The organism is Ruegeria sp. E1 (assembly GCF_056534225.1).
The window spans coordinates 89804-103527 of sequence record NZ_JBQFPE010000010.1 but is presented as its reverse complement, the minus strand read 5'-3'; the positions used below and the strand labels follow the sequence as shown (position 1 = coordinate 103527).

The following is a 13724-nucleotide window of genomic DNA, read 5'->3' as shown; positions in this document are numbered from 1 at the left end:
GGTATTTTTCTCCATGAAATAATGTCGGACAAAATACTTGTTTTTGTCCGACATTATATGCGACGCTGATCTCACCCCCGGAATCAAAGCGAGCGATCCGTGCCCCAGACCCCCGGCCTCTCTCAGCCAGCAAAACCGCTTAGCGCCGGTTTGCAGAAACTGCCTCGGGGCAGCACCAGCAAGGATGTCATCGATGCCCTCTCGACGATGATCGAGGCGAACGGGCTGACCATCGGGGACAAACTGCCGACCGAGGTTGAGATTGCGCAACAGCTGGGCATTAGCCGCGCCAAGGTGCGCGAGGCGCTGACCTCGTGGCAGAACATGGGCATCGTGGTACGTAACAAGAAGGCCGGCACTCGGCTGGCGGCTGAGGTTGCGTCGAACTCGATCCATCTGCCCGTTTCGGTCAAACTTGAAGCCGAGAGCCTGCTGCGGACCCACGCGGTACGCCGCCCGCTTGAGATCGAAACGGTTCGGCTGGCCGCGCACTACGCGGACCAGCAGCAAAAACGTATCATCATGGCCCGCGCGATGGAACTGATGGCGTCATACGAGGCAGGCGAAGACTGGCGCGACGCGGATCGCCGTTTCCACGACACCCTGCACGAGGCATCAGGCAATCCTTTGTTCCGGCAATTGATCCTGCAAATCCAGCAGGGATTTAACGAGGTTTACGAAGCACCTTTCGGACAGCCGCATCTAGGGCAAAGCAGCATCCCTTTGCACCTTCCCCTGGCCGAGGCAGTGATCGCCGGAAACGCCGAAGAGGGTGCCCGGCTGATGGATGAAATCCTCGCGCTGGTCGAGGATGAAATCCGGCAAGTGATGGAGCAGCAAGATGTCTGATCCCCGCGATCTTGCCACACTGCTGGCCGCTGTGTCCGATGACGGGCAGGGGGCCGTGACACCACCCATCGTGCAGACCTCGCTGTTCACTTTCGACAATTACAAAGCGTTCGAGGACCGCATGGCCGGGCTGTCGGACACCGCGCTTTATACCCGCGTACAGAACCCGACCGTTGCTGCCTTTGAAACGCTGATGGCGCAGGCCGAGGGCGGTGAGGCCGCCGTAGGATTCGCCTCGGGCATGGCGGCGATTTCATCAACCCTGCTGGCGTTCCTCAAACCCGGAGACCGGGTCGCCTGCGTCGAACATGTCTATCCCGACACGTACCGGTTCATGGAGCGGATGCTGCGTCCCTTTGGGGTGCAGATCGACTATTACCCGGTGGACCGGTTCGAGGATGATCCCGATCTGCTGAAGGATATCACGCTGGCCTATCTGGAAAGCCCCAGCTCGGTCATCTTTACTCCGATGGATTTGCGCCGCGTCAGCGAACATGCCGGGCGGCATGGAGTGCTGACCTTGATCGATAATTCCTGGGCCAGCCCTGTGTTTCAAAACCCGATCTCTTTGGGGATCGATATCGTTATCCACTCAGCCTCGAAATATATCTCGGGGCACTCGGACACGGTTGCGGGCGTTGTTGTTTCCTCCCTGACCAACATCGCCCGCATCCGTGACCTGACCCTGCCTCTGCTGGGGGCCAAGCTGGCCCCGTTTGAGGCGTTTTTGCTGACCCGGGGCTTGCGAACCCTGACCGCGCGGATGCGCCAGCATGAGGCGACCGCGAACACCTTTGTCGACCGTTTGTCCGCCTTGCCGCAGGTCACCGCCATTCACTCACCCGGGGCCAACACCGTGCCGGGTCTGAAAGGGCGCTCGGGCCTGATGTCGCTGGAGTTTGACGACAGTATCGACATTCCCGCCTTTGCCGATGCGCTGTCGATCTTCCGGCTTGGTGTCAGCTGGGGCGGTTATGAAAGCCTGATCCTGCCTGCGCGCGTTGGGCTGGCGCAGGCGGGGGAACAGAACTCAATGCAGAAATTCGGGGTTTCACCAAACCTCGTGCGCCTCAGCCTCGGGCTGGAGGACGTTGACGACCTTTGGGCAGATTTCGAGCGGGCGCTCGCAATAAGCACCGTCTAAGCGGGCATTCACAACAGTTCTTTCATGGAGGGAAACAGAAAATGAAACGCATACTGACAGGGTTGACCCTGGCGGCCACTCTGATGGGATCGGCGGCTTTTGCCGAGACCAAGCTGAAGCTGGTCGAGGTGATCACCAGCCCGGAACGGACCGAGGTACTGCAGGGCCTCGTGGACAATTTCGAAGCCGCAAACGAAGGCGTCACTGTTGAGATCGTGTCATTGCCATGGGGCAGCGCGTTTGAAAAGCTGGCCACAATGGTTGCGGGTGGCGACATCCCCGACGTGGTGGAAATGCCCGACACATGGCAGGCGCTGTATGCCGGATCGGACCAGTTGGTCAGCCTTAAGGATTATGTGGCCGATTGGGAACATGGCGGCACGCTGACCGACAAGACCGTGGCGATGGGGTCGCAGGCCGGGGACCTATACATGATCCCTTACGGCTTCTACCTGCGGGCCATGTTCTACAACAAGAAACTGCTGGCCGAGGCCGGTGTCGACAGCCCTCCGGGCACGATGGAAGAGTTCATGGCAGCCTCGGCCGCGGTGTCCGAGCTTGACGGCAAATACGGTTACTGCCTGCGCGGCGGCCCGGGCGGCACCAACGGCTGGATCATGTTCAGCGCAGTGATGAACGGCACCAACGAGTTCTTCACCGAAGATGGCAAAAGCCGCATCAATGAGCCGGGCTCGGTCGAGGGGCTGCAGTTCATGATCGACCTGTATCAAAAGGGCTATGCCCCCAAGGACAGCGTCAGCTGGGGCTTTAACGAGATCGTCGCCGGGTTCTATTCCGGCACCTGCGCCTTCCTCGATCAGGACCCGGACGCTCTGATCGCCATCGCAGAGCGGATGCCAGCCGAGGATTTTGCGGTGATCCCGATGCCCGTCGGCCCATCGGGCAAGGCCTTCCCGACCATCGGGTTCGCAGGCTGGTCCGTGTTCAAGGCCACCGAGCATGAGAAAGAAGCGTTTGATCTGGTCGCGGCCCTATCCTCACCCGATGCCAACGCCACATGGGCAAAGCGCGTCGGTGTTATTCCGATCCACAAAGGCGCGGATCAGGACCCGCATTTCAAGACCGAACAATTCAAAGGCTGGTTCGAGGAACTGAACGGCGCGCAGTACGAGCCCACAACCATGCCCACCTATCTGGAGCAATGGGGCTACTTCGCCAGCACTGTTCTGCTGGAATCCTCTCAGGAGGCCTTGCTGGGTCAACGCACCGCACAGGACGTCGCGGATGAGTGGGCCGAGATGCTGACCGACGAGTATGCGAAGTGGAAAGCCGGTCAATGACCGCGCGCCTGCAAAAAACTGTTGTGCCCGGGAAAGCCCGGGCGCGACGCTCGCTCTACCTGCAATATCTGGTCGAGCCGTTTTTCTACCTGTCCCCCGCGCTGATCCTGATCGGAGCGGTGATGATGGTGCCGCTGATCATCGGCATTTCTTATTCATTCCAATCCATCGAGCTGTTGAACCCATTCAAGACCGGCTGGGTCGGGTTCGAGAACTATCTTGACCTTTGGGGAGATCGCAAATTCTGGATCGCCCTTGAGAACACATTCTTCTGGACCTTCTGGTCTATCACCTTTCAGTTCCTGCTGGGTCTTGGTCTGGCGATGCTGCTGAACACGGACTTCTTCGGCAAACGTCTGTTTCAGGCGCTGGTCTTTCTGCCCTGGGCCGTGCCCACCTTCCTGTCCGCGCTGACTTGGGCTTGGCTGTTCAACCCGGTGATCGGACCGTTGCCGCACTGGCTGGCAGCCTTGGGTGTTTTATCGGAGCCGTTCAACATCCTCGGCGATCCAAGCCTTGCCATGTGGGGGCCGATCACGGCGAATATCTGGTTCGGAGTGCCCTTCTTCGCCATCACCCTGCTGGCCGCGCTGCAATCTATCCCCTCAGAACTCTATGAGGCGGCCGAGATCGACGGCGCGTCGCCATGGCAGATTTTCACCAAAATCACCCTTCCATTTCTGGCACCAATGATCGCCATAACCGTGATGCTGCGCACGATCTGGATCGCCAACTTTGCCGATCTCATCTTTGTCATGACCGGCGGAGGCCCCGCCAATTCGACGCAAATCCTGTCGACCTACATCTTCACCACCGCCTTCCGAAAGCTGGATTTCGGTTACGCCTCGACCATCGCGGTGGCGCTGTTGTCCATCCTGCTGATCTATGCGGTCATCCTGCTGTGGCTGCGGAAAAAGTTGGTGAAAATCTGATGTCATCCGTCGTGTCTCGCAACCCGGCATTGGTCGTTGGCAAATATGCTGCCCTTGCCTTTTATCTGCTGTTCGCATTGTTCCCGCTCTACTGGCTGGTCAAGATCGCGATCACGCCGGATGCGCTGATCTTTTCCGAAGGCACGCGCATGTTCCCAAGTGCCGCGACCTTCGAGAACTTTTCGACCGTGCTGTTCCAGACAGATTTTCTGGCTTACTTCCGCAACTCTCTGATCGTCTCGCTGGGCACGGCCATTGTCACTACACTGATCGCCGCAGGGGCCGGGTACGCGTTCTCGCGCTTTGTGTTTGCGGGCAAGCGGATCATCATCGCGGTGATGTTGATCACCCAGATGTTCCCGCTGCTGATGATCATCGCACCCATCTACAAAATCGTGGCCGATCTGGGTCTGCTCAACTCGCTGACCAGCCTGATCATCGTCTACACCGCCTTCAACATCCCCTTCGCCACTTTCCTGATGCAGTCCTTCTTTGACGGCATCCCGACCGATCTAGAGGACGCGGCGATGATGGACGGTTGTTCGCGGTTTCAGGCGCTGCGGCTGGTGGTGTTCCCGCTGACCTTGCCGGGGCTGGGCGCGACGCTGGGCTTTGTCTTCACCGCTGCATGGTCTGAACTGCTGTTCGCGCTCATGCTGATCTCGAAGAACGACGCAATGACCTTCCCGGTGGGGCTGCTGACCTTCGTGTCCAAGTTCTCGGTCGATTGGGGCCAGATGATGGCCGCAGGCGTGCTGGCGCTGATCCCAAGCTGTTTGTTCTTCATCTTCATTCAACGCTATCTCGTGCAGGGGCTCACCTCTGGCGCGGTCAAAGGGTAGGAGGCTGCAATGGCACGGATCGAGCTGCGCGATGTCAGCAAGAATTACGGCTCGGTACAAGTTCTGCGCGACATCAATCTGGACATTCAGGATGGCGAGTTCGTGGTGCTTGTCGGGCCATCGGGCTGCGGCAAATCCACCTTGTTGCGGATGATTGCGGGGCTTGAGCCCATCACCGGCGGTGATTTCCTGATCGACGGGGACCGCATGAACGACGTACGCCCGCGCGACCGGGACATAGCAATGGTGTTTCAGTCTTATGCGCTTTACCCGCATATGGATGTTCAACGGAACATGGGATTTTCGATGGAAATTCGCCGTGATCCGAAAGAAGAGCGTACATCGAAGGTGGCACAGGCGGCCGAAACCCTCGGCCTGAAACACTTGACGGATCGCTTGCCCAAGGCCCTATCCGGTGGTCAGCGGCAACGCGTAGCTATGGGTCGTGCCATCGTGCGTCAGCCGCGTGCGTTCCTGTTCGACGAACCGCTTTCAAATCTTGATGCTGCGTTGCGGGTCGAAATGCGTCTGGAAATTGCACATCTGCATCAACGGCTTGGCGCTACGATGATCTATGTCACCCATGATCAGGTCGAGGCGCTAACGCTTGCCGATCGGATCGTAGTGCTGAACGGCGGTGTCATCCAGCAGGTCGGCAGCCCGCTTGAATTATATGAGAAGCCCGCAAACAAATTCGTGGCCCAATTCATCGGTTCGCCCACGATGAACGTGATCCCGGTTTCAGGAACTGAAACCGGGATCGCCCTGCAAAGTGGGGTCGAACTGGCTCTGCCGTCGCAAAGCGCAGTTGGCGCCACAGAACTGGGTATCCGGCCCGAGCATCTGGATGTGGTCGCCCCCGGTGCAGGCGACCTCGACGCGGTTGCCGATGTGGTCGAGCATCTGGGCTCGGATACAAACATCTATGTAAACGCCGTCGGTATCGGGGCGCTCATGGTGCGTAAACACGGAAATATCCCGGCCAAACCCGGTGATCTGCTGGGCCTGCGCATCATGCGGGACAATATCCATGTCTTCGACGGTGATGGAACCGCCATAGCCTCACATTGACAGCCGCCAGGACGCAAGACAGCTGGTCCTGAATGAGGGGGTCGTCGCTTGCGGCGTGTCTGCGGCTAACACTCCCGCGCATCTGTGTACTTCCAGGTTTTGGCGCGGTTTGTGATTGACGGGCGTTGAAATATCTCAGCATCACTGCGAACGTCGTAACCAAACCTGAGGAGACCTGCCATGCCCAACACAGCTCTGATCACCGGTGCGTCCTCTGGCATCGGCCAGGAATTCGCCCGCCTGCACGCCCGCAACGGCGGTGATGTCATAATCACGGCGCGCCGTGCCGAGGCGCTGGAAGCTCTGAAAACTGAGCTTGAGACCGACCATAAGGTGACGGTCACAGCGATCCCGCTGGACCTTGGCGCAGAAGGTGGGGCGCAAAAGCTTTATGATGCAGTGCGGGCGACGGGCGCTCGGGTCGATATCCTGATCAACAATGCTGGGTTCGGTGGCCACGGCAAGTTCATCGAGCGCGAACTGCAAGCCGATCAGGCTATGATCGACCTTAATGTTGATGCACTTATCGCGCTTTGTCACATGTTTGGCAGGGATATGGTTGCGCAGGGTGGCGGCAAGATCCTGAATGTGTCGTCGACAGCGGCGCATATGCCGGGGCCGCTGCAGGCCACCTATTTTGCAACAAAGGCCTTTGTGTCTAGCTTCAGTCAGGCCCTGGCAGAGGAATTGAAGGATGACCGAGTGACGGTGACGGCGTTGGAGCCCGGCTATGTCGAGACGGGCTTTGCCGAGGCCGCTGACCTGGAGGGCACGGGACTGGTTCGCCAAAAGGGAATGACCGCGGCTGAAACAGCGAGGATCGGCTATCACGCGATGAATGCGGGCAAGCTGACTGTGATTAACGAAGGTCGGTTAAGGTTCGTCTTGAACTGGGTTTTGCCGTTCATGCCACAAAAGGCCAAGCTGTCGATGGTCCGAAAGATGCAAGAAAAATAGGCTCCGATGTCGGCCTTCGTCCGATTGCTGATTGGCGCCGCGATCATTGTCACTATCATCAAACAGGTCGATCCCACATAGTGCACTTAATCCAGGACAAGGGCGCAAAAGACATGAAACTGGAATTCCACCACATAAACTATGTTTCGGACAACGTGGAACGGCTGCACCATTTCTATACGCAGGTTCTGGGTTTGCAGGATATTCCGATTGAAAATTTTCCGCGTTCGGACGCAACGGACGAAACGGGATATAGCGGCAAAATAAGATTTGCGACGGATGGTGCAATGCAGATGCATCTGGCTGAAAGGAATTTGGATGTGGCGTTCAAACACGGCGAATCCATAAATCCCGTGGAGCGTGGCCACATCGCGTTTCGAACCGATGACATTGCAGCGTTCAAGGCGATCTTGGCAGAGCAGGGCATCCCCTATTCCGACTATGGAACCGCTTTTGCAAAGGAATGGCACCAGATATTCTTCCAAGATCCCGAAGGTAATATTATCGAGGTGCATCAGGCCGTCTGAGAAAGGACCTGATGAGTTTGTCTCCGCCCCCAATGGTTCCCGGCATTTTGGGTGATTCATCGCAGGGGAAGCGGGTGGCTACATGTCTGATTTATGCCGATAGACTGACGCGCCCTGAGTGGATCACCCGGCAATCTCGTGACCTCGCGTTGCCTGATAGAATGTCTCAAGGTCAACATTGCGACCGCTGATGACGACAATTGCCCGTCGGGGGCGGCGCTCCTTAACTTCGGGGGACAAAACAGCCAGCACCGAAGTGATCGAGCCACCCTCGACAATCATTCCCTCCTTATTTGCAAAGCGGCGCATTTCAGGGGCTAGGCTGTCTTCGGAAATCAGGACTGCATGGTCCATCCGGTCCCTGACAATCGGGAAGGTGTATGTGTTGCGAAGGCCGATGGCACCGGTGATGCAGCTTGCAAGGCTTTCATGTTCGTCCACATGCACGGGCTTTCCGGCCTCTAGGCTGCGCACCATGCCCGGTTCGATCTCCATCGACGATCCGATGACCGCCACTTTGGGGGATATTGCTTTGGCAGCCAGCGCGATGCCAGACAGCAGCCCGCCACCGGACAGCGGCGTGACGATCATGTCGGCGTCGGGCAGATCGGTAAACGCCTCAAGCGCGATGGTGCCCTGACCGGCGATCACCCGCAGATCGTCATAAGGATCTGCCCAGGTATAGCCCTCGCGCGCCATCAACTGATCGGCGTGGGCCTGCGCCTCGTCCTGCGCGTCGCCATGCACGATCACCTCGGCCCCATAGGATCGCATCGCCGCGCGTTTGTTTTCGGGGCAAAGATCGCAGACCACGATCTTTGCCGAAATTCCCAGATGCTGCGCCAGATAAGCCACCGCCCGCCCGTGATTGCCGCTGGACACGGCGATGATCCCACGCGCACGCTCTGCCTCGGTCATCTGTAGGATTCGGTTCGAGGCCCCGCGGATCTTGAAACTGCCGGTTGTTTGCAGATTTTCCAGTTTGAGCCAGACCTCGAACCCGGCGCGTTCGGACAGGTGCTCCGAAAAGACCAGAGGGGTTCTGCGCACATACGGGTCGATCCGCTGGCGCGCGGTCATGATGTCCTGAAGAGTGGGGTAGTCTGACGGTTCGATCATCGCATTGCCTTTTACCAATCCCTACGGGCCGCTGAACTATGCACGGTGCTAACAGAGGCACAAGAGGCACACGCCTGCAGTCCTGAAACCGCTATTCTGCACCTTCCGCAAAGATCTGCTGCAAAGCGCGGCTGGCAGCATCAAGATCGTTGCAGATGATGATCCCGATTTCAGACAGCTCATCCGAAACATCCACTGGCAGGCTTGTGTTGCTGCCTTCAGGGATTTCATTCAGGCGGCCGCCGATCAGAACCGGTACATCCAGCCCGGCCTGTTTCAGCTTTTGCAGCAGGGTTTTCGAATAGCGCAGCGCGACACCGTTATAGGTGCTGAGGGCGATCACATCTGCGCATGTCTCTTTTGCACGGGCCACAATATGATCCGGGTCGCTTGAGACGCCGCCATCCTCGACCGTGAGCCCTGCTGTGCTGAAAACCAGATCCAGTAACATTTTGCCATGTTCGTGCACGTCCGTCGTTGCGGTCAGTATGCAAATGGGTCTTTCGGCAAGGGTCGCCAGCGCCCGACCGGCATCAGAGGTTGCAAAGGCATTGGCCTGCTGCTCCAACTCGTGATAGGTGGTTGCGCCGACGATGGGATTCCGCCGTCCCGGCGCATCCTTGCGCAGCGCACCGCCGCCAAAGGCACGCTCCAGCGCCCGCCCACCGATGCGACGCAGGGCCAGCAGCAGTTCAAACGGATCAGTTCTGTCGATACCGCCCTGTGACAGCCCCATTAGAACCCGATCTGCGAAACACTGACCTTCCTTCAGCAAGCTGGCGCTGATCCGGTCGACCTCATCGGTGTCAAACAACGGAACATAAGCATCCGCCAGCGTGGTCAACCGGCTCAGGTGACATTGCGCGTCGCAGATTTCTGCAACATCTGGAATGCGCTCATTCTCGCTGACCGGTACCGGGTTCAACGCGTGCCCGGTTGGCTGAGTTTTCTGTGCAAGGATATCGGACAGAAGATAGGTGGACAAACCAGCATAGTTCTCGGCGTGGGTTCCCTTGTACAATACCGTTGCGCCGTAGATCTGCGACCCAGGGACCCCGCCACTGATCTTTGCCAGTGCTCGTTGAAAGGCGATCCGCGTCAGTGGTTCGGTGAAATGATGGCCATAACAGACCGCATAGGGTGCGCCGATCAGATCGGTCACGATGTATTTCTCAAGCAATGCCTGCCCCAGGGCCGAGGTCAAGTCCTCGAACACGGCAGCATATCCGTCATCCAGATTGGAATGCACCAGAACCGGCACGGGCTGCGCGGCGATCAGTCCGAGGGCCTGGACGGTGGATTGCGTGGTCTCGATATCGTTGTCATATCCGGGCAGGCGAAAGGTGAAATACTGACCCAGATTGCCTATCGTCGTCGCCCCCGCCGCCAATGCAGCCGAGGTGTTTTCCAACGCCGCCGGAAACCCCAGCATGAAATCCCCGAAATGTAACGCGGCAGGGCTTGCCTGTGTCAGACGCGCGAATGAGGCCGCGTCTTTCAGTATTAGGCCGGTTCCGCGCACCTGGTCCGAGCGGCGATCCTTGGGATAGCCCATTGACCAATCCAGACAGACGCCAATCCGATCGACCCGTGCACCACGCCTCATGCAGGTGTCATGAGCGTGCCGGATGGCCTCGACGCTATGCGACAGGTCGCGAAACCCAAGATGCGCATGTTGCATCACTCGCCCGGCTCGCATCATCGCGCGCTTGTGGTCGATTTCGTTTCTGAATCCGGTTGCGCGGTGGAAATGACTGTCGCCGACGGTCCAGTCCAGAGCCATCTGCCCACCCGCGCGCAGCAATTCGGTACCCGTGGGCACATCCCGCTCGGGCAGTAATTGAGACCGGTCGAAGTTGAGGGTCGGGTCGTTCATGATGTCAAATTGTCAAACTGACGGGATTTGACAAGGCGATTTGGCGTGTCGCGCATCGGCCCGGCTAATCGACCCCCTCGGCCTGCCATGTCATGAACCGGGCGAAAAGCTGTTGCTGGGTGTTGACGCCAAGCTTTGAATACACCCGCGCACGGTGGGTTTTGACAGTGGGCAGTGCGATGCCCAGCCGCAGGGCGATAGACTGGCTGGAATGGCCCATCAGTACCAGTTGCGCGACCTCGGCTTCGCGGGGGGTTAGCAGGTCGTTGCCGAAACTCTCAAGCGTGGTTTCGACCTGCTTTTGCTGCTGCGCCGCGCTGTGATGGCGGCGCCAGATGGCGCGGAAGGCGACCGAGAACAGCGGGAAAAACGGGCGCAGCCGGTTGGCAGCGGTGCGGGAAAACCCACCTTTGGCGGCTGGATGGGCAAAGCTGATCTCGCCGGTATTGGCCTGACCAAGATCGACGGTTAGCGAAAGTTCCTGCAAGCCCAAAGGCCAGCCGGGGGTGCGAAATCCGATCTCTTCATGGCGAGTGGGGAGGATGCCGGCAGAGGATTGCAGCCGAGTCCAGTTGTCCGGTGCATGGTCAGCCATATGGTGAATGCCGGGCGGCAGGCCCTGCAGAATCTGGTTATAGATCGGATTCACCAGATAGGTCCGGGCCACATAGGTCTGAACCGCTGCCTTGGCCTCGCCCTCGGGGTATGTGTCACACAGATAGAGCGGACGTGCGCCGGGGCGGTTGACGACGCAGAAGGCATAGGTAAAGGGCAGCACATGGCGCGCAGCATCAATCAGGCCGAGGGCTTGCCGCTGTCCCTCGATCACCTCGGCCAGGGTGGTGTTAAGGAGTTCGATGTTTTGCATTTCAGGCATCAAGTGCCGCTTTCTTTCTGCCTGTCATCCTTTGGGATGATAGCCTGCAACGATCAGAGACTGTAAGTGTCCTGGGCAAGAAAAAAGGGGTCAGAGATGTCAGACAAACCAATCATTCTGGATGCCGCAGATGTGGCCGCGCTACTGCCGCAGGTCGATGTTCTGGCCGAGATGCGGGCGCTGTTCGCCGAACTGGGGGCGGATCTGGCCGTTCAGCCGCCACAAACGCTGACCCTGCTGCCTGATGATCGCGGAGATTTCATCACCTATCTGGGTGCGCAAAGCGGTGCGGATGTATTCGGGGCCAAGCTGTCGCCCTACCTGCCGACCGATGGCAAGCCGATCATCACCGCGTGGACCATGCTGATGTCGATGACAAGCGGCCTGCCGCTGATGCTGTGCGATTCCGGGGCGCTGACCTGCGAACGTACTGCCGCCACAACCGCCCTGGCGGTGGATTTTTTGGCCAAATCCGACGCCGCTCGGGTTGCCATCATCGGTGCCGGAGCAGTTGCGCACGCGCATTGGTCTTACGTCAGTGCGCTGCGCAACTGGAATGAGGTGCAAGTGTTTTCGCCCAGTCTTGCCGGGTCGTCGGAGAAGCAGGCCGCATGGCGTGCGGCTTGCCCGGATGTTGTATTTGCCGCGTCGGCGGACGAGGCCGCGCAGGCGGCGGATGTGATCATGCTGTGCACCTCGTCCGGTACGCCAGTCATCGACCCCGACCGGATTGCGGGTGGCACGCTTGTTACCTCGATCAGCACCAACGTGGCGCAGGCTCACGAAGTTGCACCCGCTTTCCTGAACCACGCGCAGGTCTATTGCGACTATCGCAAAACCACCCCGAGCACCGCCGGAGAAATGCTGCTGGCCGCCCAGAACGAAAGCTGGTCACCCGAGGCCGTGCAAGGCGATCTGGGTGAATTGTCGGCCGGGACTTGCCCGCGCCCGACTTTGGATCAACCGGTTTTCTTCCGCTCGGTCGGGCTGGGGCTGGAAGATATCGCCGTGGCCAATGCCATCTACCGCGCAGCGCGCCAGTAACGTCAGGAGAAGACTATGAAAATCGAACCCTTTGGCGTTGAAATCTGGATGAACGAGTGGGAAACCCGCTGCGCCCATAACCTAGCCGAAACCTGTGTCGAAAGCCTGACAATCGCCGAGTTGCTGCAGCTTGCAGGCAAGAACTCGGATGATCTGAGTGAGCTTTTGGGCATGAAGATGACCTATGGCGCGATCGAGGGGTCAGATCGGCTGCGCGATGCGATCTGTGGATTGTACGAGGGGCAGAAGCGCGAGAATATCATTGTCACCCACGGCACCATCGGAGCCAATATGCTGGTGCACAAGACACTGGTTGAACGCGGTGACAAGGTGGTGGCCGTAGTGCCGACCTATCAGCAGCATTACTCGATCCCCGCCAGTATCGGGGCCGAGGTGACGCAGATTCACCTACGGGCTGAAAATGACTATCTGCCCGATCTGGATGAACTGCGCGCCGCAGCGACCCCCGGGACCAAGTTGATTGCCATCAACAACCCCAACAACCCGACCGGCGCGGTGATGGATCGCGCCCTGCTGCTGGAGATCGTCGGGATCGCCCGCGCCGCCGGAACGTGGTTGCTGTGTGATGAGGTCTATCGTGGCACAGGGCAGGATGGTTCTGGCATGACCGACGCGATTGCGGACCTCTATGACAAGGGTATCTCGACCGCGGGCATGTCCAAGGCGTTTTCTCTGGCCGGGCTGCGGCTGGGCTGGGTTGCCGCAGACCCGGAACTGATCGAGGTGATTTCGATCCACCGGGACTACGACACCATCTCGGTCGGCATGATCGACGATCATTTCGCAGCGCTGGCGCTGGAAAACCACGAAAAGGTTCTGGCCCGCAGTCACGCGATCACGCGCGGCAACCTCGCGATACTATCCGAGTGGGTCGAAAACGAACCCCGCATCTCGTGGGTCAAACCCAAGGCGGGAACCACTGCGTTGCTGAACTTTGACCTAGAAATGTCGTCGCGCGACTTCTGCGTGAAGCTGTTGGAAGAGACGGGCGTGATGTTTACCCCGGGTTCGGCGCTGGGGCTGGAGGGCTGTGTGCGCATCGGCTATGCCAACACCCCGTCGATCCTGCGGGACGGGCTGGCGAAGGTGTCCGAGTTTCTTGCCAGACAAGGCCAACGCGTTTGATGATCTTATGGTCCCGTAGTTTTCGCCAACGACCGTCTG

13 protein-coding genes are annotated in these 13724 nt (G+C 58.9%); 10 read left to right on the top strand and 3 right to left on the bottom strand.

The features are described 5' to 3' along the window. Nucleotides 1-99: 99 nt before the first annotated feature. The 8 genes from ACR0FG_RS13975 (at nt 100) to ACR0FG_RS13940 (ending at nt 7623) form a co-directional block, all read left to right on the top strand. Entirely contained in the window at nt 100-849 is a 750-nt protein-coding gene (locus ACR0FG_RS13975) for a FadR/GntR family transcriptional regulator (protein ID WP_480893600.1), read from the top strand. Then, nucleotides 842-1993: an aminotransferase class I/II-fold pyridoxal phosphate-dependent enzyme gene (locus tag ACR0FG_RS13970; protein ID WP_480893599.1), complete on the top strand. Its 1152-nt coding sequence runs from the start codon at nt 842-844 to the stop codon at nt 1991-1993. The genes ACR0FG_RS13975 and ACR0FG_RS13970 overlap by 8 nt, the downstream gene beginning before the upstream one ends. Nucleotides 1994-2034: 41 nt before the next feature. Continuing rightward, the gene (locus tag ACR0FG_RS13965) at nt 2035-3294 is read left to right on the top strand and encodes an ABC transporter substrate-binding protein (RefSeq protein WP_480893598.1); all 1260 of its coding nucleotides are present in this window, start codon (nt 2035-2037) and stop codon (nt 3292-3294) included. Further along, nucleotides 3291-4226 carry a carbohydrate ABC transporter permease gene (locus tag ACR0FG_RS13960; protein WP_480893597.1) on the top strand — a complete coding sequence of 312 codons (936 nt, stop codon included), beginning with the start codon at nt 3291-3293 and terminating at the stop codon, nt 4224-4226. The genes ACR0FG_RS13965 and ACR0FG_RS13960 overlap by 4 nt, the downstream gene beginning before the upstream one ends. Next, nucleotides 4226-5068: a carbohydrate ABC transporter permease gene (locus tag ACR0FG_RS13955; protein ID WP_480893596.1), complete on the top strand. Its 843-nt coding sequence runs from the start codon at nt 4226-4228 to the stop codon at nt 5066-5068. Before ACR0FG_RS13960 ends, ACR0FG_RS13955 begins: the two co-directional genes overlap by 1 nt. 9 nt (nt 5069-5077) lie before the next feature. Then, a complete protein-coding gene (locus tag ACR0FG_RS13950) occupies nt 5078-6139 on the top strand; it encodes an ABC transporter ATP-binding protein (RefSeq protein ID WP_480893595.1) in 1062 nt (353 codons plus the stop codon). 180 nt (nt 6140-6319) lie between these two features. After that, complete coding sequence (locus tag ACR0FG_RS13945) at nt 6320-7096, top strand: SDR family NAD(P)-dependent oxidoreductase (RefSeq protein ID WP_480893594.1); 777 nt, start codon at nt 6320-6322, stop codon at nt 7094-7096. 113 nt (nt 7097-7209) lie between these two features. Continuing rightward, nucleotides 7210-7623, top strand: a complete 414-nt coding sequence (locus tag ACR0FG_RS13940) for a VOC family protein (protein WP_170715120.1) — start codon at nt 7210-7212, stop codon at nt 7621-7623. A 123-nt stretch (nt 7624-7746) separates the two neighbouring features. Here ACR0FG_RS13940 and ACR0FG_RS13935 read toward each other — a convergent pair whose 3' ends face one another. The 3 genes from ACR0FG_RS13935 to ACR0FG_RS13925 form a co-directional block, all read right to left on the bottom strand. Further along, nucleotides 7747-8742: a pyridoxal-phosphate dependent enzyme gene (locus ACR0FG_RS13935; protein ID WP_480893593.1), complete on the bottom strand. Its 996-nt coding sequence runs from the start codon at nt 8740-8742 to the stop codon at nt 7747-7749. 91 nt (nt 8743-8833) lie between these two features. Next, nucleotides 8834-10618, bottom strand: a complete 1785-nt coding sequence (locus tag ACR0FG_RS13930) for a cobalamin-dependent protein (protein ID WP_480893592.1) — start codon at nt 10616-10618, stop codon at nt 8834-8836. 64 nt (nt 10619-10682) lie between these two features. Continuing rightward, nucleotides 10683-11486: a response regulator transcription factor gene (locus tag ACR0FG_RS13925; RefSeq protein WP_480893591.1), complete on the bottom strand. Its 804-nt coding sequence runs from the start codon at nt 11484-11486 to the stop codon at nt 10683-10685. A 105-nt stretch (nt 11487-11591) separates the two neighbouring features. Between ACR0FG_RS13925 and ACR0FG_RS13920 the strand changes: the two genes are divergently transcribed. Both ACR0FG_RS13920 and ACR0FG_RS13915 read left to right on the top strand, forming a co-directional pair. After that, nucleotides 11592-12539 carry an ornithine cyclodeaminase family protein gene (locus ACR0FG_RS13920; protein ID WP_480893590.1) on the top strand — a complete coding sequence of 316 codons (948 nt, stop codon included), beginning with the start codon at nt 11592-11594 and terminating at the stop codon, nt 12537-12539. A 15-nt stretch (nt 12540-12554) separates the two neighbouring features. Beyond that, nucleotides 12555-13685, top strand: coding sequence for an aminotransferase (locus ACR0FG_RS13915; RefSeq protein WP_480893589.1), 1131 nt, complete (start codon nt 12555-12557; stop codon nt 13683-13685). Nucleotides 13686-13724: the final 39 nt, after the last annotated feature.